This is a genomic window from Candidatus Saccharimonadia bacterium (genome assembly GCA_035544015.1).
GTDB lineage: Bacteria > Patescibacteriota > Saccharimonadia > UBA4664 > UBA4664 > UBA5169.
Genome location: DATKIP010000076.1, coordinates 77,978 through 102,405 on the forward strand (window position 1 = coordinate 77,978; position 24,428 = coordinate 102,405).

Below are 24,428 nucleotides of genomic sequence, written 5' to 3' on the forward strand. Positions count from 1 at the left end.
CGATATAGTAGGCATAGACATCATGCTTGTACTCTCGGTGATTCTCCTCAGCATCGTCCTAGCAGCAGATATTGCGCTGGGTTTGGTTGTGTGGCTGCAGGCTCCAGGACGCAGCGTTAATCGTATTTTTGCTCTGCTAGCCTTCGCCTTCGCCGGATGGAGCGGCAGCGGTTTTTACGATCAAACCGTTGCCAATACGGCCAATCTCTCGCCATTCATGGCGGGCACTCCTTTTGTTGCCGCTATTTTGATCGCCGGCTTCATCATGCTTTTCACGCTCTATTTTCCCGCCAACCACCTCAACGCTCCGCGCCTGCGCCATGGACTCATTTGGGCCCTAATTTTTACCGCCGCGCCGCTAATATTCATGGCTCTGTTCACCAGGCTCATCATAGCCGGCGTCACCATGTCTGCTGCTGTCGGCAACAACATTATTGTGGGACCGCTGTATGGATTGTTTCCGCTCTTCCTCCTTGCCTGGATCGGGCTGGCTTTGGTCAATTTGGCGCATAAATACCGCCACGCCAAAAGCTCTCTCAGCCGGCAGCAACTCAGTTATGTATTCGCTGGATTCTTGCTCACCACCGCCACCGCCTTCATGACCAACGTCATTATTCCGATGGCTACCCAAACCCCCACGGTAGCCCGTTTCGGCTTCCTCTCTACGCTGTTCCTCATCGGCTTCATCGGCTATGCCATCGTGGCCCACCGGCTATTCAATATTCGGCTGCTCATTGCCCGCTCGGTGGCCTACTTGCTGCTGCTTGGCACCCTTACCACGCTCTATGGCCTAGGGATTTTCGCCACCAGCCGCTATTTCTTCCCCGATACCGGCATCAGCATGGGCGAAATCGCCGCCTTCATCGCCATGGCTCTCATTTTGGCTGTCACGTACCAGTCGTTTCGGCGCTTTTTTGAGCACGTTACCGACCGGGTTTTCTTTCGTGATCATTACAACGCGCAGACGCTGCTCGACACCATCGCGAGCACGTTGGCCTCGGAATTGCTCCTGGAGCCGCTCCTGAGAAAAAGTCTCAAAGAGCTTTGCAGCCCGATGCATCTGGCGGGGGCCCAGGTGATGGTGCTCGAGCGCGACCGACTCTACAAACAAGCCCGCTACGGCCTAGCGGCGCCCAATGCCGTGCCACCGGCTGAGGCTGTTCGGAGCCTTCAGCACCCCATCCTCATAGCCGACGAATTATCGCCAGGCGCACTCAAAGATCTGCTTGATGTCCACGGCGTGCGGGTTTCGCTCATGCTGCGCACCCACGGAGAAGCGGTAGGATTCCTGTTTTTGGGCGACAAACGCTCGGGCGACGCCTACACCGACGAAGACCTGGCCGTGCTCGAGATTGTTCGCAAGGAGCTGGCCGTGGCCATCACCAACGCGCGCGCCTACGAAGAAATCGCTCACTTCAACACCACACTGCAAGAGCGTATTCGCCAGGCCACCCGGCGGCTCAGCGCCGCCAATCGCAACCTCAAGGTGCTCGACCAGGCCAAAGACGACTTCATCTCAATGGCCTCGCACCAGCTCGGCACGCCGCTGGCCACCATCACGGGCTACCTGTCGATGGCCGTCGATGAAGACAAGCACAACATGACCGCTAATCAGCGCCAATACATTAGCCTAGCACTCGAAGCCTCCAGTCGAATGGTGGCGATGTCGAGCGATCTACTCAATGTGTCGCGCCTCAATTCCGGCCGCTTCGCCATTTTGCCGCGGCCCGTCGACCTCGGTCAGCTGGTGGAGCAAGAGATCGAGCAGCTCAGCCCAGCGGCCGAACGCAAGGGCCTCAGGCTCACCCACAAGCTGCCGCAGCCGCCCTTGCCGCGACTGATGCTCGACGAGAGCAAAACCCGCCAAGTGGTAATGAATTTCATCGACAATGCCATCTACTACACGCCGCACGGCGGCATTCACGTAGAGCTCAAGCATGAAGCCGGCGCCGTCATATTTACCGTCACCGACACCGGCATCGGCGTGCCGGCGGCGGAGCAAGCCAAGCTGTTTGCCAAATTCTATCGTGCGGACAACGCTCGGCAGACTCGTCCCGATGGCACGGGATTAGGCCTCTACTTAGCCAAAAAAGTCATTGAAGGTCAGAACGGAACCATCATTTTTGCTTCCCAAGAGGGCGCCGGGAGCACTTTTGGCTTCAGTTTGCCGTATACGCCCGCCAAGGGCTAAACCATAGCTATTTTCACAAGAACCATTCAATCCCCGGGCATTTTATATACCAACTTCACCAACGCTATCCGGCTGCCAGATAAGCTTTAATTACAAAGGTAAAGGGACGGCCCAAGAGCGGCCAATTAATAGGTATGCCTACGCCCACCATTCTCATTGTCGAAGATAATGCCGATCTCCAAAAAATCTATCAAACCGTGCTCACGGGTGACGGATACAACGTAGTAGTGGCCGGCGACGGCGAGGCCGCCTTGCAGCAGGTCGCCGAGTACCATCCAGATCTCATTTTGCTCGACATGCTCATGGTCAATCTCGGCGGACTGGAATTCCTGCGCGCGTATCGCAAGACCGCCGATGCTGACGCCAAAATTATCATCGTTAGCAACCTCGCTTCCCCCGAGCTCAGTCAAGAGGCCATCAAGCTGGGCGTCGACCGATATCTGGCCAAAACCCAACTCACCCCGCGAGAATTAGCGCGCGAAGTCAAAACCATCCTAGCGGCTCCCGAGACGCCCATCGCTTCTGCGCATCAATAATCTGCCGGAAAACCAACTGAGCCGCGGCCCGGAAGCGATCATCAGAACGCCCCCGGACCGACTCTCTCGACCAAACATCCCGCAACGCAGCCAATCATCCATACTACGACCACTATGCGGTCCCGCATGCTCATAAATTTGAGCGCCGGCCTGGCGATAAGCACGGTGGTGCAAGGGCTTCTAGTGGGGCTCAGTCCACACTCGCCCGTCATCACGCGCTCCTGGTTCACACCGCCAGCGCTCGTGGCACTGCCGTGGTACCGGCAAGATCCAAACATAACTTCGCAGGTTCGGGGACAGGATCGGGGGGTCGTCTAATGGGCCAAAGAGCCGTAGGCGATTATATCCAAAACAGCCTAAGCTTCCAATGGGCCAAATATTAATCATGCTTATGCTAAAATCTAGATCATGGAACAAATCCGTACCCCAGGCTCCAAAATCCTCATCGTTGGCGGCGGCTTCGGCGGCGTGCGAACGGCCGTACGGCTCAGTCGGCAGCGCGGTCTCGATGTTACGCTTATCTCCAATCTCGCCACGTTCGCGTACTATCCGCAGTTTTACCACTCGGCCACCGGCGGCTCGCGCTCCGAAGCCGCCTTGCCTCTCACCGATGTACTCGCCGGCACTGGTGTCAGACTCGTCCAGGACGTCATTGTCAAAATCGACCCCGAAGCGTGCACTATTACTTCGATCGACGGTAAGACCAGCTACCCGTACGACGAGCTCATTATGGCTCTCGGCTGCGTCACCAACTATTTTGGCATCAAAGGCCTGAGTGAATTCTCCTACGGCATCAAATCAATCGACGAGGCCGAGCGGTTCAAGGCCCATCTCCACGAGCAACTTTTGGCCGGCCCCGGGCCCGACCTCAACTACGTCGTGGTGGGCGCCGGCCCCACCGGCGTCGAGCTGGCTGCCTCACTCGGCGCCTATCTCGACCGCATTACGGCCCTGCACGGCCTCGAGCCCCGCGATTACCACATCGAGCTCGTGGAGGCCGCACCCCGCATTTTGCCCCGTTCCAGCGAGGCCGTCTCGCGGCGGGTGCACCGTCGGCTCGCCAAGCTCGGGGTGGAGGTCATCACCGGCGCCGCCGTCAAAGCCGAAACCGCGCAGGAGCTCCAGCTCGAGGGTAAATCCATCGCCACGCGCACCGTCGTGTGGACCGCCGGCACCTCCGTGAACCCCTTTTACTACGCCAACGGCGCACACTTTCAGCTCGCCAAGGGCGGCCGCGTCATGGTGAGCGACCATCTGGAGGCCAAAAACCACGTCTACGTCATCGGCGACAACGCCGCCACCCAATACTCGGGCATGGCCCAAACCGCCATCCGCGACGCCGACTTCGTGGCCGCCGACATCGCCCGCGCCCATGCCGGTCGCCGCCGCCCGGCCTACAAACCGTTCTTGCCGGTGAGCGTCATTCCGGTGGGGGAGTACTGGGCCGTAGCCGAATGGGGCCGCCTGCGCCTCTACGGGCTACCGGGCTACATTCTGCGCCGCGCCGCCGATCTCATCGGGTATGCCGACATCGAGCGCTGGCCTCAGGCCATCCGCGTCTGGCTCCAAGACGGGCAGCACGATGATAATTGTCAGATCTGCGCCGCCAGGCAGCCCCAAAACTAAAGGGGCCGCCCGGCGCGCTTTGCCCGCGCTAGCTCAGCACGAGCGTCTCGAGAAATTTGAAGTGTGGCGGGACCACCTTCGGGTTATCGCCCCCGATCTCACTCGATCCCATCGACATCGCGTAGAGCCTCCCGCTCGACCACACGAGCCGGAGGTAGTGGGTGCTATCCGGGTACTCGCGCTTCAGGTCCAGGCTTTCATGGCCGCGGTAATTACCCGGCACCGGCCTGCCCGACGCATTCGGATCGTGCTCATCGAACCAGCGCTCGAACGCCTGCGTCGCCGTCAGCCCCGGGTACGGGACAACAGCCAGCCGGTAATCCTCCGACTGGAAGGCCCGACACGACGGCGGCGGTGAGACGGCATCCCAAGTTGGGCAGATTTTATGCCCATCGCCGCTCACCAGCAGTCCCGCCACGTGCATCCCACCGACTCCCTTTTCCAGAAAGTCGATATCAGCCGGATCGCCGTCGGTCGGGAACGTAGCGCAGGCGTGATGGCCGTCGGTACACGCCTGCCTGTACACGGGCTTGGCGAGGAGCGGCTTCTCCGGCTGGGGCGCCGGGGCCGTGATCCGCGAGATTGACTGGCCGCCTGACGGCGTATGGCCGGTGCAGCCGGACGCCAGCACGCCAGCAGATATAAGCCCCGCAGCCAGCGCCAGCGCGCGCCGGCCACTCAGCCCTCGTGGATGGTGCATTGGTAGTGCCTCCATTCGGTGGGGGTACATCAACAGTTGCCCATGGTACCACCACCTCTAACCTTTAGAAACTCCACAAAAGTGTTGACAATAATTCCAACCTGTGATAGGATACCTGATGGTCATGAGAAGCACTTACGCTTCGACCACCACCAGACCTTGAAAAATCCCTTCGCCGAGCACTAAGTGCACTCGCCACCACGAGTTCACCTAGTGCCCCCCGAAACATCTTTCGAGAATTTCTCGGAGCACAGAAGCACCAGCTTCAAAAAAACCGGTCGACAAAGACTAAAGCTCACGCCTGGTTGAATTTCAACCAAGTAGCGAAGCTACAGTCCTCGTCATATAAGACCGAAACCAGCTTAGCTCAGCATCTGCTAACAACTCACGTCCAAAAGACGCGCAGCTACATAAGCACCAAAGAAGCTGCTGAAGATCCTCGGATCGTCAGTGTAACCCAACCCTATCCACCCTTTGTTGAACTAGAAATAGTTCAATGCAACACTGATTAGAAATAGTCAAAGCAACAAAGAAGAGTAAGGCGCGGGTATTCTGAATCATCCGTCCGCATCCCAAAACCCCGCCCTAAACCGGCGGGTTTTTGTTGTTACTTCCGATCGATGTGCAGCACAGCACTATTCCACTTTTCGGAATAGTTAAAAGATTCATCCAAGATTATGGCTCTACAAAAGCCTAAAAAACTCCCCTTACACGTACTATTCCAGAAAATGGAATAGTACCAATGCACGTGTGTCCGGAAAGGTCCCGCCACCGCACCCGGGTACACCCGTGGCCCCATAGCAAGTTATACTAACCATAACCATGAAGAACGACACCACCGGCCTCACCTCCCGCGAAGCTGCCAAACGCCTGGCCAAATACGGCCCCAACGCCCTCGCCCAGGGCAAATCCCGCCCGCCCGTGCTGGCGTTTCTGTCGCGCTTTAGCAACCCGCTGGTCATCATCCTGCTGTTTGCCGCCACGCTCTCGGCTTTTCTCGGCGATCGCATCAGCTTCATTATCATCATCGCCATTGTGCTCGTGAGCACCGTGCTCGATTTCTTCAACAGTTACCGCTCCGAAAAAGCCGCCGAAGCGCTCAAAAATCGCGTGCGCGTGGAAGCCGAAGTGCTGCGCGACCACAAGTGGCTTAGCCTGCCGCTGGCCGAGCTCGTGCCGGGGGACGTGGTCAAGCTCACCGCCGGTCGCCTCATCCCGGCCGATGGCATTGTGCTCGAAGGCAAAGATTTGGCCGCCAACGAATCCAGCCTCACCGGCGAATCGTTCCCCGTGGGCAAGCCGCCGCAGGCCGAGCTGTACCTGGGCTCGAGCATCATCAGCGGCTCCGGCCTGATGCGCGTCGAGCAAACCGGCGCCGGCACCAAATTTTCGCACATCGCCCGCGCGCTGTCGTCGCAAGACACCCCCACCGAATTTGACCGCGAAATTAAAGATTTTAGCTTACTGATCATCAAAATCACTACCGTTCTGGTGGTCGTGATCTTCACGTTCAACACCATCTTCCGCCCCGGCCAGCTCCTCGAATCGTTGCTCTTTAGCGTTGCCCTGGCCGTGGGCCTCACGCCCGAGCTACTGCCGCTCATTATCACGCTCAACCTCACCAAAGGCTCGCTCGCCATGGCTAAGCACGGTGTGATCGTGAAACACCTGAGCTCCATCCAAAACCTCGGCTCCATGGACGTGCTGTGCACCGACAAAACCGGCACACTCACCGAAGACCACATTGCCCTCGTCCGCCACGTCGACGGCTTCGGCGCCGAATCGCCGTCCGTGCTACTCTACGGTTACCTGGCCAGCCGCTTCACCACCGGCTTCGAAAATCCGCTCGACGCCGCCGTGCGCGCGTTCAAGACCGTCGACATCAAGGGCTACACCAAGCTCGACGAAATTCCCTACGACTTCGAGCGCAAACGTGAATCCGTGGTGATGGCGCACGGTCGCGGCCAAATGCTCGTCACCAAAGGCGCGCCGGAAGAAATCATGCGCCTGTGCACTACCTACGCCGACGGCCGCCCGTTCGAGGCCGTCAAGGCCGAGGTGCAGGCCCAGTACGAGACCCTCAGCTCCCAGGGCTTCCGGGTGCTCGCCGTCGCCACCCGCCGTGTTCCCAAGCAGCCGCGCTACGAGCCCGACGCCGAGCATGATTTCACCTTCAACGGTTTCATGGCCTTCCTCGATCCCGCTAAGCAGTCGGTGAAAGCCACCCTCGAGCAGCTCAACGAATACGGCATTCACATCAAGATCGTCACCGGCGACAATGCTCTCGTGACGCGCAAAATCGCCGACGACATCGGACTGCCCATCGCCGGTATCCTCACGGGCGCCGAAATCGACCGCCTCAGCCGTCCCCAGCTGCGCGATGCCGTCGAGACCACCACCATCTTTGCCCGCGTCAATCCCGAGCAAAAGTTGCGCATCATCGAGCAACTGCGCGCCGGCAAACATGTCGTTGGCTACCTCGGCGACGGCATCAATGACGCCCCCGCCCTCAAGGCCGCCGACATTGGCATCTCCGTCAACAATGCCGTCGATGTCGCCAAAGCCACGGCCGACCTCATCCTTCTGCGCAAATCCCTCGAAAGCCTCACCGCCGGCATCATTGAAGGGCGCCGCACCTACGCCAATACGCTCAAGTACCTCATGATGTCGCTGGGGTCAAACTTTGGCAATATGTTTTCAATGGCCGCCGGTTCGCTGTTTCTGCCGTTTCTGCCCATGCAAGCCACGCAAATTCTCCTCACCAACCTGCTCTATGACACCTCGCAATTCGCCCTGCCCCTCGATGGCGTCGACCCCGAGGGCCTCAAGCGCCCCCGCACCCTGAGCATCGCCGGTCTGCGCCGCGCCATGTGGACCTTTGGCCCCCTGAGCTCTCTCTTTGACTTCGCCACGTTCGGCTTGCTGCTCTGGGTGTTTCACTTTGGCTCGGCGCAATTCCAGACCGGCTGGTTCCTCGAATCCGTCGCCACCCAAACCTTCGTGGTCTACATTATTCGCACGCGCAAGCTGCCGTTTATCCAGAGCCGACCCAGTCCGTATCTGGTGATCAGCACCGTCGCTACTGTACTGGCGGGATACGGCATCGCGCTCAGTGCCGTCGGCCGGCTCTTCGGCTTTGAGCCGCTGCCCTTCCCGGCCCTGGCCGCCATCGTGGCTGTCGTGGCGGCCTACCTGCTGGTAGCCGAAGCTGTGAAACGCCAGGTATTTGCCCGTCTCAACCTATAATTAGGAGAATCGCCAGTTGCCTTGGCCGACCGATTCCGGCATGCTAAAAAATACTCGTTAATGCTGGATTAGTACGTTGCTGCCACCAGAACTCCGCCAATACTCCAACCGAAAATTGTTTGTCGCCTTAGCCGCCATGATCGCGGCTACCTTCGTAACCACCGCGGCCACGATTTTCACGATCTCCACCCTGGTGGTCTACCGGCAGGGTGCACAGGCGCACAACGACGCGCGCATCCAGATCGGCCAACTCCTTACCAGTCTCGCCGATGCCGAAACCGGCCAGCGCGGCTATCTGCTCACCGGCGATACCACCTATCTCGGACCCTATAGTATGGCCGCCAACCATATACCGGGACAACTCGCAGACATCATCACTCGCACCAAAGGCGACATTGCTCAAGTCCAAATAAATAAATTAAGCACTCTGGTAAAGCAAAAGCTAACTGAACTCGCAGGTACCATTACGCTGAGGCAATCCGGCGACACCGCTGCCGCCCAGCAAGTCGTGGCGTCCGGCACGAGCAAGGTCTTGACGGACCAGATCCGCAGCGTCGCGCAAGAGGTACAAAGTGCCGAGGCCGCCCAGATCGACCGCGACCGCTCCAACATTACCACGTTGGCTGCTTTAGCCCGCGACATCAGCGTGGTGAGCGTGATAATCGTCATCGGCCTGTCGATCGTGGTGTACTGGACCTACCTCAAGGCCATCCAGAGCGAGCGGGTACTCGACCGCGCCAAAGACGAGTTTGTCTCGCTGGCTTCACATCAATTGCGCACGCCCGCCACCGGCATCAAATCCATTCTCTCCACCCTGGCCGCCGGCGATTTTGGCCCGCTCAACGACCGGCAACAGTATTTCTTGCGCCGTGCCCTCGAAAGCAGCGAGCGCGAGCTCGGCATCATCGAAGAGCTGCTCAATGTTGCCAAAGCCGATGCTGGCCGTCTCATCTTGCACATCTCCACCTTCGAGCTAGGCGGCCTCATTGACACCATTGTAGGCGAACAGCGCGCTGCCATTACCGAAAAACAGCAGGAACTGACCGTTAAACGCCCGTCGCGCCCCATCACCCTCGTGGCCGATGAAGAAAAGCTCTATATGGCCATTGGCAACCTGCTCGACAACGCTCGCAAGTACACGCCTGAATTCGGAAAAATTGCTATAACCATATCAAATTCCCATGGCATAGCCAAAATAGAGGTAGCCGACAGCGGCATTGGCATCGACTCAGAGGAAATTAACCACATCTTCGACCGATTCCACCGCGCCAGCGAGGCCGTACGCGACCAAGTCGAAGGCGCCGGCCTGGGCCTCTATCTGGCCAGCCGCATCGCTCAATTGCACGAAGGCAGCATCGAAGTTAGCTCAAGGCTCGGAAAAGGCACAAAATTTGTTATGATACTCCCACAGGGAGATCAAGATGCTGCCGAAGGTGCTGCTAATTGAAGACGACGACGTCATCCGGGAAATTTATGCCATGAAGTTCGAGCTCGACGGCTTCCCGGTGGCTTCAGCCTCAAATGGGCGGATCGGGCTGCAAATGGTCGAAGATTTTGAACCGCAAGTTATCTTGCTCGACATGATGATGCCGGTGATGGGTGGGCTGGAGTTTATGCAGGCACTCAAAAAGCAAGGCCGAGCGCTGCCGGACGTGATCGTGTTCTCCAATATCTCTGCCCCCAAGCAGGTCGACGCCGTGATGCGGCTGGGCGCCAAGGCCTACTGGACCAAATCCGACTACACCCCCGACCGCGTCTCCAACGAACTCGTAAAACTATGGAACGATAAGTGAAACTCCTCACCGGCCGCGACATCGCGGACTTTATCGCCGAGCGGCATGCGCGCGTTATTGCCGGGCTCCCGACGCCTCCCCGGCTGGCCATTATTCGCTCCAAAGATAACGAAGCCGGCGACAAATATCTGAAAATGAAGCGTAAATACGGCGAAGATATCGGCATTGCCGTCGATCTGTATGTCGAGACATCCGCCACCATCATAGACCGCATCGCCGCGCTGGGCGCCGACCCTGCCGTCACCGGCCTCATCATCCAGCTGCCCCTCACCGGCGCCGCCGCGATCACCGACCGGGCGCTGGCGGCCATCGACCCGGCCAAGGATGTGGACGGCCTCGCCCCCGGCACCGCCTTCGAGGCCGCCACGCCCAAGGCCGCATTGTGGCTGCTGGCTTCGCACGGCGTAGATTTGAAGGGCCGCATCGTGGTGGTGGGGCAGGGGAGGCTGGTGGGTAAGCCCCTGGCCGACCGTCTCGAAGCCTCCGGCCACGACGTGGTGCGCTGCGACATCAATACCAAAGACCTGCGGGCCGAAACCCTCCAGGCCGACATCCTATTTACCGGCACCGGCGTTGAGCACCTCATAAAGCCCGATATGGTCAAAACCGGCGCCGTGCTCGTAGACACCGGCTCCCCCAAGAGCGAATTCGACCCCGCCCTCTACGAGCGCGACGACCTCACCATCACCCCCAATCCCGGCGGCGTCGGCCCCATGACCGTCGTGAGCCTGTTTGACAACCTCATCATTGCCGCCCAAAAGCAAGCCTATGCCCATCGCGCCTGAATTCCTTACCGCCGCCAGTAAGCGCATCCGCGCGACGCTCATGGAGCTGCGCCCGCAACTGCTGCAAGCTCACGGCGCCATCGAGCACGAGCTCAAAGACGACGCCTCGGCCGTCACCGAGATGGACCTCTTGGTCGAAAAGCGCCTCCACGAAGCCCTCGGCGAGCTCGATCCCACCATCGGCCTGGCCGGTGAAGAAACCGGCGCCGACTTCGATCAAGAAACCTTCTGGCTCGTCGACCCCATCGACGGCACCGAGCCGTTCATTCGCGGCCTGCCGTTTTCCACCAACATGATCGCGCTCATCCACCACGGCGAGCCCATTATGTCCGTCATCTACAACTTCTTTCTCGACGAGTATTACCACGCAGTAAAGGGGGAGGGTGCCACCATGAACGGCCACCCCATTCACGTTTCGGATCGCCCCATGGACCGGGCCTATGTAGTTTTCGGCTCCAAACTCAAGGACCCCAAGCTGTTCGGCCTCACCGACCGCCTCCGCCAGCGCGTTCTCGGCTTGCCGCAAATGGCTGGCGCAGGATACACCTACGCCTCCATCGCCGCCGGCCAGCTCGACGGCCTCGTGGCCTACAACGGCCGGGGCAAGCCCTGGGACCATGCTCCCGGCACACTCCTCGTACGCGAAGCCGGCGGCCGCGTCGAAAACCTTTTTAGCCCCAGCTACGACTACCGCAATCTCGAACTTGTAGCCGCCGCTCCCAGTATTTTCCCCGAACTCAAACAATTTTTCGAAGACGAAATTTCGGCCGTCGGCAAATAAAAAGATTCGGCCCATAAGCTATAATCCCTATATGACAGAACACGAACCTAGCCCCGACCAACCCGAAAACCTCAAATCGCCCGCGCCACCCGCATCGGCGGAGGTGGGCGAAACAGCCGGAGCCGAGTTCGAACAAGAGCTGGCAAAAATACATGAGCTAAAACGGCGCATTCTCATTGCTCTGGTGGGCGAAGACCAGTACCACGCAGAAGAAGCGACGCTGGGAGACTCGGCCGAAGCTAAATTTAACGCCCTCGCGCAAGGGGACTTCACTGCCGTGATGGAAGGAGCCGATGAAGAGCCTGGGCAATTTGCGCTGGAAGATGCCGAACTCCTACAGCGCAAATTCGAGGCGCGGACGCTGGATCATTACAACTTGCCAGCCGGGTCGAACAACGTAGTGCATACCGCGGGCACCGAAGCCGGACTGGATGAAGCCGGCCGCCGCAACTACCGCTATACCGAATATCGCGTAGACGGCGGGCAACTCATGGGCCAAGACCGCGTCTCCGCCCACGGGCAGCCCACCGCGGCTGAGCCCCAGCCGGTGCCGGCTATGGATGCAGCGCTCATCACCGCCAAACTCGCAGCCTATCGCGAACAACTCGAGGCGCTGGCCGCCGCCACTCCCGATGAAATCCGCGCCCGGCTGCAACCCCCGCCCAGCCCCGAGGCCGCTAGTACCGATAATGCTCCGGCTTAAACGGCCCGTCGCGGTGCGCTCCCAGGTACTCCGCTTGTTCCTCGGTGAGCCGGCTCAGCCGCCCGCCAAGCGCCTCGAGGTGAATCACCGCCACCTTTTCGTCGAGCTCCTTGGGCAGGCGCGTCACGCCTACTTTGTGCGGTTTTTGCCACAGCTCCAGCTGCGCCAGCACCTGGTTTGAAAACGATGTACTCATCACAAACGACGGGTGCCCCGTGGCGCACCCCAAATTCACGAGCCGCCCCTCGGCCAGCAAAATAATCCGGTGGCCGTCCGCAAACGTGTACACATCCACCTGCGGCTTCAGCGCCTCTTTTTTCACGCCGGGCGCCGCATTCAGCTGCGCCACCTGAATCTCCACGTCGAAGTGCCCGATGTTGCACACGATCGCCGTGTCTTTCATGACCTGCATGTGACCAAGCGTAATCACGTCGCGGCAGCCGGTGGTGGTCACAAACACATCGCCGAGCTTGGCCGCATGCTCCATCGTCACCACCTCGAAGCCCTCCATCATCGCCTGCAGCGCACAGATCGGGTCGATCTCGGTCACGAGCACGCGGCAGCCGTACGAATCCAGCGACTGCGCGCAACCCTTGCCCACGTCGCCGTACCCTGCCACCACCGCCACTTTGCCGGCCAGCATCACGTCAGTAGCGCGCTTAATGCCGTCCACCAGCGACTCGCGGCAACCGTATTTGTTGTCGAATTTGCTCTTGGTCACCGAGTCGTTCACGTTGATCGCCGGCAATTTGAGCTCGCCGCGCTCCAGCATGCGGTGCAAGTTGTGCACGCCGGTGGTCGTTTCTTCGCTCACGCCCTTAATCGCATCCAGCAGTTCCGGGTGCTTCTCGTGCACCAGTTTCGTGAGGTCCCCGCCGTCGTCGAGCAGCAAATTCGGCCCTTGGCCGTCGCCAAACCCTAGCGTTTGCTCCATGCACCACCAGTACTCGTCCTCGCTCTCACCCTTCCACGCAAACACCGCCACCCCCGCCGCCGCCACGGCTGCCGCCGCTTGGTCTTGGGTGCTAAAAATATTGCAGCTGGCCCAGCGCACCTCGGCGCCCAGCTCCACGAGCGTCTCGATGAGTACCGCCGTTTGAATCGTCATGTGCAAGCTTCCGGCAATGCGAGCACCCGCCAGAGGCTTAGTGGAGCCAAATTCCCGCCGCAGGCTCATGAGCCCCGGCATTTCGCTCTCGGCCAGGCGAATCTCTTTGCGGCCCCATTCAGCCAGGTCCATATCGGCCACTTTGTAATCGGTATTCGTCGTCATAATCGTGTCATCCTTTTGCTAATCCTCCGGCAGCCCCGCGCCAAACGCCGTCTCGTAACGCGCCGCCACCTCCGCCAGGTCAAACGTGTGCCCCTGCGTGCCGTCAGTCTCTACCGCGTACGCCGCGCAGGTGGCGCCCAGCTGCGCGCACGCCTCCCATTCCCAACCACGCCGCCAGCCGTACACAAACCCGGCGCGATAAGCATCGCCGGCGCCGGTGGGGTCGGCTACGCGCACCGGCTTCACCGCCGGTACCTTCACCGGCGTGCCCACGCGCAGTCCCTCCACCACCGAGCCGCGCCCACCCAGCGTGGTCACCACCGTCGGCACCTGGGCCTTAATGTCGGCCGGCTCCAACCCCGTTTTGGCCGCCAGCATGGCCATTTCGTACTCGTTCACCATCAGCAATTCGGCCGCGTCGAGCCCCGCCCGCAAATCTTCCGCCGGCAAGTTGCTCACCTGCTGCCCCACGTCGTACAGCAGCCGCAGTCCCCATCGCACACATTCCGCCACTTGCCGGCGCATGCCGTCCGGATCGTGCGACGACACTATGCAAATTGGGTTTTTAGCCTTCCAGGGGCCAAAATTCAAATTTTCACTATCACCCATCGCTCCCGGGAAAAATCCTCCCACCTGATGCTGCTGGCCGTCGGTAATGACGTGGAACGTGGCCGTCGGCAGATGGCTGCGATGCACATGCTCGATATTGACGCCGTAATTGGCCAGCTGCTCCATGTATCCATCCGACTCGCGCCCAGCCGAGCCAAGCAGCACCGGCTCCTCGCCCAAAAGTGCCAGCGAGTAGCAAATATTCGCCCCGCCGCCGCCGTGCGTTTCGTACAGTTCATCCACCAAAATCGACACCGACAGCGCCTCAAGCTGCTCCGGCCGAAGGTAATCGCTGTAATGGCCTTTAAAACTCATAATTCGATCCACCGCGACCGACCCGGACACCACAAGAGGGGAGAGTTGTTTCATGAGACCAATATTACCAACAAAACCTCCTTGCCTACAACGTAATAATATTTACAAAAGTCAACAAATTTGCTACAATGCGGCGGTTCCGGGGCTTTAGTTCCCCATTCTTCGCAGTTCTTCGACAGAAAGGTTTCCCCCGATGCGATTGCATCACCCCCGTCGCCCCGGCCGCCGGCCTGGGCCCGTCGCAACGGCCCTTGCGGCCACCGCGGCTCTCGTCGCGGCCACCGCCCTCGCGCTCGCCGCCGCTCCGGCCACTTCCGCCGGTGCGGCCGCCGCGCAGCCGGCGCTGGCATTCGTGGCTTACCCTCCGAGCAGCGACCATTCGGCCGCACCCCAGGCGTTTCTGCTGCCCTCGGGTAGCACCACGCCGGTGCAACTCACGAGCGACCCCAGTCAACGGGTCGAGGGCGTCAGCCTCGCCCGCGACGGCTCATTCGCGGTAGTCGATCTTGTCAGCCCCACGAGCAACCCCCTGGGCGACCTCTATCGCGTCGACGTCGCCACCAAGAGCCTCACGCGGCTTACCGACCGCCTCGGGCTCGAATCCAACCCCGAGATCGGCCCAGACCAGCGAACCGTCACGTTCCACGAGTCCCAGACCACCACGCCGCCTGGTCCCGGCATCGACACGCTCGACCTCGTCACGAGATCCGTGACCCGCGTCAGTCCGCCGGACCTCGACGCCATCAGCGTCCCCGAGGGCGGCGCCAGTTGGTCCCACGACGGAACCCAGCTGGCCTACGCGGTCAATCTGCGCGCCGGACCCAATGCCGGCGGCTACGCGGCCATCGCGCTGAACCTGGCAACCGGCATCTACACCCAGCATGCCGTCAGTACCAGAGCCCTGCAATCCTGCGCCTGGACGCCCGACGATGGGTACCTGTTCTGTGGCGGGATCGCGCCTGGGCTGCTCGTGATCAATACGCGCACCGAGGCGTTCGTTTCGCTCTCGCTCGACCAGTCGCTGACATACGCCGATCTTCGGTTCGCCAACGACTGGACGCTCTACGGCACCGTTTCTTCGCCGGGCGGCGAACCGCACATCCGCACCATGCAGGTCACGAACGCTGGAGCCGGGCAGATCACCCTGGGCTCGCCCGGCGGCGACTTCTCGCCGAGTCTGGGTGACTCCGGCCCAGTGCAGCCGGCCCCCGCCGGCTTCGACGGGTCCACGCCGCCTACGAGCACACCACCCACAACAAAGCCTCCGGGCTACCGGTGCGGCACGGTGAAGTTCTTCGGCCTCCGGGGATCCGGGGAGAAGAATTTCGAAGGCGAGGGCATGGGCGCCACGGTCGACGACGTCAAGGTGCGCATGGCCCGGGCGATCCCCGGTCTGCGCTTCGAGGCGATCGGCTATCCGGCCGTTGCGATCGATCTGAACAACGTAGTTCTCACTACGGCCTACGTAGAAAGCGAGTTCGACGGGAGGGAAGCGCTCCTAAAGGTGGTGCGCGATTTCATCGCGTTCTGCCCCACAACCTACGCCGTAATCGCCGGTTACAGTCAGGGGGCGCAGGCGGCTGGTGACGCATACGAGCTGCTATCCAATTCCGAGCGCAAGCACATCGCCGGCCTCATTCTGCTCGGCGATCCCGACTTCGATCCGCGCGACTGGAGGATCGATCGCGGCGACTACAGCGACCGGCTGTCGGGCATCCTGGTGAAATTCGACCAGAATGCTCCGCGCACTATCCCTCGACGCTGGACGCCGAACGTTGAGAGCTATTGTACGGCCGGCGACCCGGTGTGCAACTACAGCAAGCGCAATGTCAGCATCTGCACGCCAATCACGGCTCGCCTGACGTGTCCACACTTCCAGTACGTGAGGAGGAGTTGGACCGCCGATGCCGCTCGATGGGCAAGTAGCAATTGGAGGCACCTACCACCCCTGAGGTAACGGTCTCCCGCGTGCGGGGGGACGAGGCAGCCCGCCCCGTCCCCCCGCACTTTTTACTTCAATAAAAATGATATGCTAAAACACATGCACTACTTACCCTATAGCAGGCCGCTATCACTAATCGTCGGCTTCATTGGCGCCATAACCTTCATCTTCGGACTCTACTATAACGCCTCGAATTTTTTAAACTTTGATGCCTCCCCCTCTCTTGCAAGCCTTCTGTTGGCCGGTTATGCGCTGCTCGCCATCGCACCCCTATTCGTTAGGGCATACAAAATTACCATTACCTTGCTCACCCTCGCCGCCATCACCGGAGTATGGTTGGCAATAGGATAATAGGCGATTAGTGAAAACCCTAGGCTTTACGCCTGTCCCCCACAAACTTCGATGGCCGGCCGCATCGTCATGTTGGCGGGATATGGGCTACTACTCACCATTTCCGCCATCTTTACGAAATGGAAGATCAGCCTAATACTGCTCGCATTGAGTGTTATAGGATTTGGATTTATTCTCTTAATGCCGTAAGTTCGGTAGCGTCCTAAGCCCCAGCCGGCCCCGCTGCACTCACCCCGCCCTTGGCCAGCAGCGTCTTCACGCGCTCGGCGACCTGCTTGGGGGTCATTTCGGCCTTCACGATGTAGTCGTCGGCCGCCATTTTGTATACTCGCGTGGCCGTCTCGGTGTCGCCCATGTTGGTAAGCACCACCACTTTGGCGTTGCGGCCGTTGGGTTGGCTGCGCAGCTTGGAGAGCATGTCGAGGCCGTTCATGTTTGGCATCATCAGGTCCAGCAGCACGATATCAGGCTCAAATGAATCGATCAGCTCCAGCCCGCTCGCGCCGTCCGGCGCCGTGGCTACATCGTAGCCTTCAGTCTCAAATTTGGTCCGATACATCTGCACAATCGCCATGTCATCTTCGATGATGGCGACTTTGACTTTTGTAGTACTCATGGCCTTAGTGTACCGCGTGGGTTATCCGGAACGCAATCCCCGCACAATCCCTCTAGGAAGCCAAAAGCAATTCCGCGAAGTCCTTGGCAGGCTCGTGGACGCAGGTGCAGGCCAAAATCTGATCGCGCGTCAGCCACTGCGCATCATAGCGCTCCTCTAGCTCGTATTTCGACAGCGCGTCCTCGTCGGCCTCCAAAATCAGCGCCGTCACGCCGGCACCGGTCTCATCGTAGTCGGCCACGTAGCGCGCTTCGAGCCCTGTATCGCGTAGCACGTACTGAGCGATCACCTCATGCGGCACGTCGTCGTCACTCAGCGGTCCGTTGCTAGGCTGCCATAGCCCCGGCTTCTCGCGGTAGCACAACAACAGTTTGGTGCGATCCTCATTTACTACGTAACCGGTCACGAGTTTGGTTTGCTTCCTTCGTTGTCCAAATATTCTCACGTCGCATCATCGAACATCCCAGTGGTTGGCTACGATGTATACATCCATTAATACCGTAACTATGCTCAAATGACGAACATTTCTACTGCATCATAGGGGATGGTGCTGCAGGGCGCAACACAAAAAATAAGAATGGCTTGCTAGAGCAAATTCGGGGCTTCGAGTTGCGTAATAGCCAGCAAATATTCCTTGTCGGGAGTTTGACTCAAGTGCAGTGGGTAGAAATTATTGCGCAACAATTGCCCCGACGCTTCCACCAGCGTCTGCTGCCAAAAGTACCATACCAAAATCGAGTCACCCTTCTCGAACCGCACCGTCCGCACGCCGCCATCGAGCCTAAACTCCACCCGCAGCGAGAGCTTGAGGTGTACGCGCGTATAGCGCGCATGTTTTTCGGCGTTAAAGCCCACCTCCACGCTGTAGAACGAGTCGTCGATATTGAGCAGGTCAAACACAAACCGGTGAATCGGCGCCAGGGTGGCGTTGCTCGGCGAAGTACTAAAGTCGAAATGATGCCGGGTGTGGGTGGAATCGAGCTTGCAGGTGAGCATCAGAATATCGCGCTTGCCCATGCTGTTGGCAATCACGGCCAGCGCGTCATCGGGCGATCGCAGATTGCCTAACGTTCCGCCCAGAAACAGCACCAGGTTGACCGTTGAATCTGGCTCAGGGCGGAGGTACTCATCGGCCAGCAACCGGCCAAAGCGTTCGTGGGTAATATCGAGCTTGTGTCCCTCGAAGGGCACCCGGCCGCCAAACCAGTTGCGGATATTCGCCCCGGCAATCTCCAGCATCTCCGGGCTAATATCGAGGCCAATGTAGCGCCCCAGCGTGCCGCGGTCGAGCAGATGCTGCAAAAGCTCGCGGACGGGAAGAGCATTCCCTAGGCCAATATCCACCACATTGACGCGCCGGTAGCCAGCCAGCAGCGTTTCGAGATACTCAAAATTTGTCCTCAGCAGCAGCTGGGTGCGGTTTACAATGTTGGGCGAATCGTTCTCCGATAAGTGGCTCGAGTACTCGTCCCAGTAGTGTGCCCCGTCGCCAAAATAATTGTAGGCGCGGGGAATCTCTCGGCGCACATCGAGGCCCGAAATAATGTCCTGAATTTCGTCTGGACGGAACACTTCGTAAAATTGCGGACTGGGGCTCACGGTGCGGGTAGTACGGGCATTCCGATATTTTTTGCGCTCAGCCGCCAGTTTATTGAGGGCGCTGATATTGCGCGCCGAGTTTGCGATGTAGGCGCGGCCATTGGCGGTTACCAACTCCAGGTCCAACTTATCGCTCTGAGCAGCCTTAATCCAGTTGAGCACGGTATTGAGTGCCACATGATACGTGGTCGTCAGCTCAGAGTTTTTGAAATATAACAAAACATTCTCTCCGTCAAGAGACAATATTACAAAATGATGAATTTTTCAACCGCAACCTATGCCACGGGCTGCTGGTAGATGCGATCCATAATTTCCTGCGCCGTCATCGCGCTGCCGTCAAACGGCTTGCCGACGCCGAGCTGGAACGTTCGCCACGGGCGGCCGCGCGTCCATTCGATGTGCACCGGAATGATCATCACGTTAGGCTCGTGTGCCAGGGCTTCCACGCCGTGGCGCGTAGGAGTCTCCCCGCGCCGCGTCCGTCGGCCTTCGGGAAAAATCAGCACCGATTTCCCGCGCCGCAGCAGATTCCGCGCGTAGTCCAGCCCATAGGGATGCTTGACATGCGCCTTGGCCGGAAACGATCCCAGCCGCAGCATGGCCCCGCCGTAGAAAGGAATATCAATATAGACGTTGGCCGCGAAATAGTTCAAGGTACCCAGGTGGCGCCAAATGCGATAGGGTAATTGCGTACAAATAAAAAACGGATCCACCCGGCTCTGATGATTGCACGCCAGCACGTAGCGCGAACCATGCACCACATCCAGCTCTTGGAGTTCGCTGACGAATGATCGCCGCCACACAAACGAGAACATATGAAACAAAAACAAAATCACGCGCTGATTGAGGTAGATAACTCTTTGCGCGTGGGCATGTTCGAGCCAGCTCTTCCGCTTTACAACCGTAACTGTCTGAAACGCATGCATAATGGCTTTACGACCCGATTATGGTAACATTAACGCATTATTATGTCAAGATCAAGAGCAACAATTCCAGTCAGTGAGATTCCCATGCCCGGTCATCTCGGCCAGCAGACCGAGGTCATCTATTTTGAGCATGACGGGATGCGGTTCACCGAGCTCACGTCGCCGCAGCAATTGCATGCGGCCTACGAGCTTCGCTACAGAATCTGCGTCGAGAAGCTGCATTGGGTGGAAGGGGACCCGGCTACCCGCACCGAATCGGACGAATTCGATGCTCATTCGTATCATTTCGGCTGCTATTCGGGCCAGGAGCTCGTAGGATACCTGCGCCTTACCAAGGAAACCGCCCCACCCGGCACGATGACGCGCACTTATTTTCCCGAGTTGTGGCATCGTGATCCTCACTATCCCAAAGCCCGTACCGCCGACATCACGCGATTACTTCTCGACCGACCGCGTTTGCCAAACCCCAAGTCGATGCTTCCGGCGCTCCGGGGCCTGTATCGCCTGGCGTACGGTAGATCACAGTTGTGCCGCCCCACCATCCAATATTGGTACTTCATCACCACGCCCAAGCTGCTCGGCGGACTGCGCTGGCGCCTCGGTTTGCCGGTAAAAAAAATCGGCCAAGGTATAACCTCCGACGGAAAAATGACCTACGTCGCGGGCCTAAGCCTCCGGCGGGGCGGGCTGCAGCTACTGCTACTAGCCCCGTGGCGGCTCAACTACTTTCGCTCGGTAGCCCGGCATACCCACCCTCTGCCTGGGCCGAGCCGGCACTGATTGGTAATGTAAACGTAAGAATTATAAACTGAGGCTATGATCGATCTGCCGAGCCTCCTGTTGTTTGTCGCCTCAATCATCAATATCCTGATTGGGCTGAGTATTTTTTTCCGCAATCCCCGGAGCAAATTATTTATTTACTACCTGGGTCTGGCCGTGGCGCTGGCTATCTGGACATCTACCAACGGTCTGTTTCGGATACTGCCGGCCGAGTCGCTCCTCCCCATCGCGCTCATGAGCTATTTTGGCGCCATCCTGGTCGGCATGTTTTTTGCGCTCTTCAATGCCGAATTCACCGGCATTCGGCTGCTGCCAAACTGGGCAGTGCTAGCCGCCGGATGCCTCGTGGCGGTGGGCTCTCTCATACCCGGCGTGTACGCCACGGGCGTAACCGCCAGCCGGTCAATCGTGACCACCGACGGTATCCTCGTGTTTGCCGCCGTCCTGGCCGTATTGCTCCTGGGTGGGTTGACCGAACTCCTCCGCTATATCTGGCGCGCCCGCGGGCTGGCCCGCCGCCAGGCGCAAATCATGGCCCTGGGCATGGGTATCGCCATGGCGATGGGGCTCACCTTCAATTTGGTGCTCCCCCTTTTCCACATCTACGGCTACGTCTACCTGGGGCCCGAATTTACCATGGTGTATCTGGGAGCGCTCGGTTACGCCATTATTCGCACCCGCCTGTTTGATCTGCGGCTGGTGTTTGCTCGGTCGGCTACGTACTTTTTATTGCTCCTAAGTCTCGGTGCAGTGTACAGCACGCTCGTTTTCGGCGCGTCAAAAATTGTATTTGTAGATTCCGCTTCCAGCGCCAACGCGAGCTGGCTCTACACGCTGTTTGCCCTTTTGACATCCTTTAGCTTTCAGCCGCTCCGCCGCTTTTTCGAAAGAGCCACCAATAATGTGTTTTATCGATACCATTACGACTCCCAAGAGGTCATCAACGACTTCTCCAAGATCCTAGTGTCGGAGCTCGATCTCGACCGCATCCTCAAGCGTTCGCTCACCGAGCTGTGCGAGAGCCTGCACATTCAATTTGGCCAGCTCATTATCTACAACGACGAGCGCGTCTACCGCGTGGAACACTACGGCCAGCTGCCCCGGCGCCTCATGGTGGCGCCGGAGCTGGCGCGGCTAGACAAACCCATGCTGGTGGCCGACGAGCTGTCCGGCGGCGAGCGCAAGCAGCTCATGGAAAATCACGGCATTCGCCTGTCGATGACGCTGCGCACCCGCGAGCAATTTGTGGGCCACCTGCTGCTGGGCGACAAGCTGTCCGGCGACATCTATTCCACGCAAGACATCGACCTGCTCGAAATCGTGGGCAAAGAGCTGGCCGTAGCCATTCTCAACGCCAAGGCCTACGCCCAAATCCAAGAATTCAACCTCACGCTCCAGGCCCGTGTGGAGCACGCCACCAACCGGCTGCGTGTAGCCAACCGCCACCTCAAGGAGCTCGACCGCGCCAAAGACGAATTCATTTCCATGGCCTCGCACCAGCTGCGCACCCCGCTCACCACCATCAAGGGCTACCTCTCGATGATGCAAGAAGGCGACGCCGGCAAACTCACCAAGGCCCAGCAAGAATTCGTCGGCTACGCGTTTAGCTCGTCGGAGCGCATGGTCAATCTGATCTCCGACCTCCTCAACGTGTCGCGGCTGTCGGCCGGGCGGTTCCTCATTCAAACCAAGCCTACGGACATGGTGCAAATGATCCGCGATGAGGTGCGGCAATTGAACAATCACGCCACCACCAAAGGCATCAAGCTTATCTTCGAACCTCCGCCCGAGCCACTGCCCCCGGCCGAGATCGACGACAACAAAACCCGCCAGGTGGTCATGAATTTCATCGATAACGCCATCTATTACACCAGCCAGGGCGAGGTCCGCGTGATGCTCGAGCAATCCGGCGACCGGGTGCGGCTGGAGGTGCGCGACACCGGCATCGGCGTGCCCGAGGCTGCCAAGAAAAAACTGTTCAGCAAATTCTTCCGCGCCGACAACGCCCAAATCGTTCGTCCCGACGGCACTGGCCTGGGTTTGTATTTGGCAAAACGCGTAGTCGAAGATCAGGGTGGTACAATAATATTCAATAGCGTCGAGGGCAGAGGCTCGACCTTCGGATTCGAGCTCCCCTTTAAACCCGTAACACCCATTCGAGAGGTTGCCCACCATGGCCGACACCACCACCCCAAATAATGCCGCCGATCAAAAAACTATCCTCATCGCCGAGGACGATCCGTTTATTTCGCGCATGTACCAGATCAAACTCGAGGGCGCCGGCTACCGCGTAGTCGTCAAAAACAACGGCCGCGACGCCTTCGAGGCCGTCAAAACCGAGCATCCCAACCTGGCTGTGCTCGACATTAACATGCCAGAGCTCTCGGGCCTCGAAGTGCTCTCGGCGCTCCAAAATGACAACTTCGATTTTGCCGCCATGCCCGTGATTGTGCTTACCAACTCGTCCGAGATCACCGACCGCAACACGGCCCACGCCTACGGCGCCGAATATCTGGTGAAGGCCGAGCTCACGCCGCGCGAAGTGCTCGACATCATTGGCGCCAAGCTCGGCACCGCTCCGGCCAAAGCCGCCGACTAGGACACGCCGCTCGCTCGCTAAGGCAGCACGAGCGCGTCACGCTCGCGGCGCAGCGTAAAATTGGAGCCCGGCGGCTGCATTAAGCCGGCTTGGGTCGTGACCGCCGTGAGGTACCCGGCCGCCCGCGCTATCTGGATGCTCGTGTCGTTATAGGTGCCGTAGGGATAGGCGAAATGCTTCACCGCGTGGCCGAGCTGGGCCTCGAGCTGCTGCTTGCCATCCGCGATCTCGAGCTGCTGCTCGGCCGCCGGTAACGCTGCCAGGTTGCGGTGGTTGACGGTGTGGCCGCCGATGGTGATGAGGCCGCCCCGGTCGAGCTCGCGAATCTGATCCCACGTCAAATACGCGTCGCCACAGCCACCCCGCGGCTGGAGCGCGTCGCCGTAGCGCCGGCCGGCACCAATGCACCACTTGCTCTGCGCTCCGCCGGTGATGATGTAGAACGTTGCCTTCATGTGGTGGCGTTTCAGGGTATCAACCGCCGCGGTTTGGGCCGCAAAGCCGTCGTCGAAGGTAATCACCACCGGCTTGGGCGGCAGGGCTTCGCCGCGTAGCCCGGCCAACGCCTGGTCCAGGTCGATCACGGTGTAGCCGTACTGTTCCAGGTGCTCCAGCTGCTGCTCAAAATTGGCCGGGGGATAGTGATACAACAAAATCGGCAACCCCACACCGGCCGCCGGCATCGCTCCGCCGGCCGTCGCCGTCCCACTGCCCTTGCCGCTGAGCTCAAAATTCCAGTTGGCCAGCGATTGCTGCAGGCCGCGAATATCCGTCGCGGCCATCGCGAAGTGCCCGCTCTCGGCGTCGAGCTGGATCACCGACAGCTGACGGCTAAGCTCGTCTTCGGATACCACCTGGGAATGAAGGTCGCGCTGCAGCCCCTCGAATTGGTGTACCGACTGTACCACCCGGCCATAAGCCATGCGCAGATCGGCCGGGTAGCTGGTGCTGCTAGCCAGGCTCACCGAGGCGTGCGGCCAGGTGGCCACCACTACCACCGCGCTGGCGAGCAATGCTCCTGCCACCCCTGCAAACCGTAACCAACGCAATATCATCC

22 protein-coding genes are annotated in these 24,428 nt (G+C 59.5%); 14 read left to right on the plus strand and 8 right to left on the minus strand.

The window, feature by feature from the left end; genetic code table 11:
• Positions 1-22: 22 nt before the first annotated feature.
• From VMT30_04150 to VMT30_04160, 3 genes are all read left to right on the plus strand, one after another.
• Positions 23-2,191, plus strand: a complete 2,169-nt coding sequence (locus tag VMT30_04150) for an ATP-binding protein (protein ID HVQ44127.1) — start codon at positions 23-25, stop codon at positions 2,189-2,191.
• Between the two features lie 134 nt (positions 2,192-2,325).
• Positions 2,326-2,727, plus strand: a complete 402-nt coding sequence (locus tag VMT30_04155; GenBank protein HVQ44128.1) for a response regulator — start codon at positions 2,326-2,328, stop codon at positions 2,725-2,727.
• Between the two features lie 408 nt (positions 2,728-3,135).
• A complete protein-coding gene (locus tag VMT30_04160; protein ID HVQ44129.1) occupies positions 3,136-4,353 on the plus strand; it encodes an NAD(P)/FAD-dependent oxidoreductase in 1,218 nt (405 codons plus the stop codon).
• A 28-nt stretch (positions 4,354-4,381) separates the two neighbouring features.
• Here the strand turns inward: VMT30_04160 and VMT30_04165 are convergent, their stop codons facing one another.
• Positions 4,382-5,053 carry a hypothetical protein gene (locus tag VMT30_04165; GenBank protein HVQ44130.1) on the minus strand — a complete coding sequence of 224 codons (672 nt, stop codon included), beginning with the start codon at positions 5,051-5,053 and terminating at the stop codon, positions 4,382-4,384.
• 822 nt (positions 5,054-5,875) lie between these two features.
• Between VMT30_04165 and mgtA the strand changes: the two genes are divergently transcribed.
• From mgtA to VMT30_04195, 6 genes are all read left to right on the plus strand, one after another.
• On the plus strand, positions 5,876-8,299 hold the full coding sequence (gene mgtA / locus VMT30_04170) for a magnesium-translocating P-type ATPase (protein ID HVQ44131.1): 2,424 nt from the start codon (positions 5,876-5,878) through the stop codon (positions 8,297-8,299).
• A gap of 76 nt (positions 8,300-8,375) precedes the next feature.
• Positions 8,376-9,746, plus strand: a complete 1,371-nt coding sequence (locus tag VMT30_04175; GenBank protein ID HVQ44132.1) for a CHASE3 domain-containing protein — start codon at positions 8,376-8,378, stop codon at positions 9,744-9,746.
• Positions 9,721-10,092, plus strand: coding sequence for a response regulator (locus tag VMT30_04180; GenBank protein ID HVQ44133.1), 372 nt, complete (start codon positions 9,721-9,723; stop codon positions 10,090-10,092). Before VMT30_04175 ends, VMT30_04180 begins: the two co-directional genes overlap by 26 nt.
• Positions 10,089-10,877: a bifunctional 5,10-methylenetetrahydrofolate dehydrogenase/5,10-methenyltetrahydrofolate cyclohydrolase gene (locus VMT30_04185; GenBank protein HVQ44134.1), complete on the plus strand. Its 789-nt coding sequence runs from the start codon at positions 10,089-10,091 to the stop codon at positions 10,875-10,877. Before VMT30_04180 ends, VMT30_04185 begins: the two co-directional genes overlap by 4 nt.
• Entirely contained in the window at positions 10,861-11,658 is a 798-nt protein-coding gene (locus VMT30_04190) for an inositol monophosphatase family protein (protein HVQ44135.1), read from the plus strand. The genes VMT30_04185 and VMT30_04190 overlap by 17 nt, the downstream gene beginning before the upstream one ends.
• A 31-nt stretch (positions 11,659-11,689) precedes the next feature.
• Positions 11,690-12,361: a hypothetical protein gene (locus tag VMT30_04195; protein ID HVQ44136.1), complete on the plus strand. Its 672-nt coding sequence runs from the start codon at positions 11,690-11,692 to the stop codon at positions 12,359-12,361.
• Here VMT30_04195 and ahcY read toward each other — a convergent pair.
• Both ahcY and VMT30_04205 read right to left on the minus strand, forming a co-directional pair.
• Positions 12,336-13,634 carry an adenosylhomocysteinase gene (gene ahcY / locus VMT30_04200; protein HVQ44137.1) on the minus strand — a complete coding sequence of 433 codons (1,299 nt, stop codon included), beginning with the start codon at positions 13,632-13,634 and terminating at the stop codon, positions 12,336-12,338. The two genes, VMT30_04195 and ahcY, sit on opposite strands and share 26 nt — an antisense overlap.
• 18 nt (positions 13,635-13,652) lie before the next feature.
• Entirely contained in the window at positions 13,653-14,612 is a 960-nt protein-coding gene (locus tag VMT30_04205) for a carbohydrate kinase family protein (protein ID HVQ44138.1), read from the minus strand.
• A 139-nt stretch (positions 14,613-14,751) separates the two neighbouring features.
• On the opposite strand from VMT30_04205, the gene VMT30_04210 reads away from it, so the two are divergent.
• Together VMT30_04210 and VMT30_04215 are read left to right on the plus strand one after the other, a co-directional pair.
• A complete protein-coding gene (locus tag VMT30_04210; GenBank protein ID HVQ44139.1) occupies positions 14,752-16,515 on the plus strand; it encodes a cutinase family protein in 1,764 nt (587 codons plus the stop codon).
• A gap of 84 nt (positions 16,516-16,599) precedes the next feature.
• The gene (locus tag VMT30_04215; protein ID HVQ44140.1) at positions 16,600-16,851 is read left to right on the plus strand and encodes a hypothetical protein; all 252 of its coding nucleotides are present in this window, start codon (positions 16,600-16,602) and stop codon (positions 16,849-16,851) included.
• 202 nt (positions 16,852-17,053) lie between these two features.
• Here VMT30_04215 and VMT30_04220 read toward each other — a convergent pair whose 3' ends face one another.
• From VMT30_04220 to VMT30_04235, 4 genes are all read right to left on the minus strand, one after another.
• Positions 17,054-17,467 (minus strand): response regulator, encoded by a 414-nt coding sequence (locus VMT30_04220; protein HVQ44141.1) that lies wholly within the window; start codon positions 17,465-17,467, stop codon positions 17,054-17,056.
• Positions 17,468-17,519: 52 nt separating this feature from the next.
• A complete protein-coding gene (locus VMT30_04225) occupies positions 17,520-17,873 on the minus strand; it encodes a hypothetical protein (GenBank protein HVQ44142.1) in 354 nt (117 codons plus the stop codon).
• A 179-nt stretch (positions 17,874-18,052) separates the two neighbouring features.
• Entirely contained in the window at positions 18,053-19,243 is a 1,191-nt protein-coding gene (locus VMT30_04230) for an L-histidine N(alpha)-methyltransferase (GenBank protein ID HVQ44143.1), read from the minus strand.
• 98 nt (positions 19,244-19,341) lie between these two features.
• The gene (locus VMT30_04235; GenBank protein HVQ44144.1) at positions 19,342-19,992 is read right to left on the minus strand and encodes a lysophospholipid acyltransferase family protein; all 651 of its coding nucleotides are present in this window, start codon (positions 19,990-19,992) and stop codon (positions 19,342-19,344) included.
• A gap of 84 nt (positions 19,993-20,076) precedes the next feature.
• Between VMT30_04235 and VMT30_04240 the strand changes: the two genes are divergently transcribed.
• From VMT30_04240 to VMT30_04250, 3 genes are read left to right on the plus strand one after another with little or no spacing between them, the layout of a single operon-like run.
• Positions 20,077-20,772, plus strand: coding sequence for a GNAT family N-acyltransferase (locus VMT30_04240; protein HVQ44145.1), 696 nt, complete (start codon positions 20,077-20,079; stop codon positions 20,770-20,772).
• A gap of 36 nt (positions 20,773-20,808) precedes the next feature.
• Positions 20,809-22,971 (plus strand): ATP-binding protein, encoded by a 2,163-nt coding sequence (locus VMT30_04245; protein HVQ44146.1) that lies wholly within the window; start codon positions 20,809-20,811, stop codon positions 22,969-22,971.
• Positions 22,946-23,371 (plus strand): response regulator, encoded by a 426-nt coding sequence (locus VMT30_04250; protein HVQ44147.1) that lies wholly within the window; start codon positions 22,946-22,948, stop codon positions 23,369-23,371. Before VMT30_04245 ends, VMT30_04250 begins: the two co-directional genes overlap by 26 nt.
• A gap of 17 nt (positions 23,372-23,388) precedes the next feature.
• Here the strand turns inward: VMT30_04250 and VMT30_04255 are convergent, their stop codons facing one another.
• Positions 23,389-24,426 carry a polysaccharide deacetylase family protein gene (locus VMT30_04255; GenBank protein HVQ44148.1) on the minus strand — a complete coding sequence of 346 codons (1,038 nt, stop codon included), beginning with the start codon at positions 24,424-24,426 and terminating at the stop codon, positions 23,389-23,391.
• Positions 24,427-24,428: the final 2 nt, after the last annotated feature.

Bases quoted from the DNA above. Each gene is read 5' to 3' on its own strand.
- VMT30_04150 (HVQ44127.1), top strand. From the start codon at position 23: ATGCTTGTACTCTCGGTGATTCTCCTCAGCATCGTCCTAGCAGCAGAT.
- VMT30_04155 (HVQ44128.1), top strand. From the start codon at position 2,326: ATGCCTACGCCCACCATTCTCATTGTCGAAGATAATGCCGATCTCCAA.
- VMT30_04160 (HVQ44129.1), top strand. From the start codon at position 3,136: ATGGAACAAATCCGTACCCCAGGCTCCAAAATCCTCATCGTTGGCGGC.
- VMT30_04165 (HVQ44130.1), bottom strand. From the start codon at position 5,053: ATGCACCATCCACGAGGGCTGAGTGGCCGGCGCGCGCTGGCGCTGGCT.
- mgtA (HVQ44131.1), top strand. From the start codon at position 5,876: ATGAAGAACGACACCACCGGCCTCACCTCCCGCGAAGCTGCCAAACGC.
- VMT30_04180 (HVQ44133.1), top strand. From the start codon at position 9,721: ATGCTGCCGAAGGTGCTGCTAATTGAAGACGACGACGTCATCCGGGAA.
- VMT30_04190 (HVQ44135.1), top strand. From the start codon at position 10,861: ATGCCCATCGCGCCTGAATTCCTTACCGCCGCCAGTAAGCGCATCCGC.
- VMT30_04195 (HVQ44136.1), top strand. From the start codon at position 11,690: ATGACAGAACACGAACCTAGCCCCGACCAACCCGAAAACCTCAAATCG.
- ahcY (HVQ44137.1), bottom strand. From the start codon at position 13,634: ATGACGACGAATACCGATTACAAAGTGGCCGATATGGACCTGGCTGAA.
- VMT30_04205 (HVQ44138.1), bottom strand. From the start codon at position 14,612: ATGAAACAACTCTCCCCTCTTGTGGTGTCCGGGTCGGTCGCGGTGGAT.
- VMT30_04210 (HVQ44139.1), top strand. From the start codon at position 14,752: ATGCGATTGCATCACCCCCGTCGCCCCGGCCGCCGGCCTGGGCCCGTC.
- VMT30_04215 (HVQ44140.1), top strand. From the start codon at position 16,600: ATGCACTACTTACCCTATAGCAGGCCGCTATCACTAATCGTCGGCTTC.
- VMT30_04220 (HVQ44141.1), bottom strand. From the start codon at position 17,467: ATGAGTACTACAAAAGTCAAAGTCGCCATCATCGAAGATGACATGGCG.
- VMT30_04235 (HVQ44144.1), bottom strand. From the start codon at position 19,992: ATGCATGCGTTTCAGACAGTTACGGTTGTAAAGCGGAAGAGCTGGCTC.
- VMT30_04240 (HVQ44145.1), top strand. From the start codon at position 20,077: ATGCCCGGTCATCTCGGCCAGCAGACCGAGGTCATCTATTTTGAGCAT.
- VMT30_04245 (HVQ44146.1), top strand. From the start codon at position 20,809: ATGATCGATCTGCCGAGCCTCCTGTTGTTTGTCGCCTCAATCATCAAT.
- VMT30_04250 (HVQ44147.1), top strand. From the start codon at position 22,946: ATGGCCGACACCACCACCCCAAATAATGCCGCCGATCAAAAAACTATC.
- VMT30_04255 (HVQ44148.1), bottom strand. From the start codon at position 24,426: ATGATATTGCGTTGGTTACGGTTTGCAGGGGTGGCAGGAGCATTGCTC.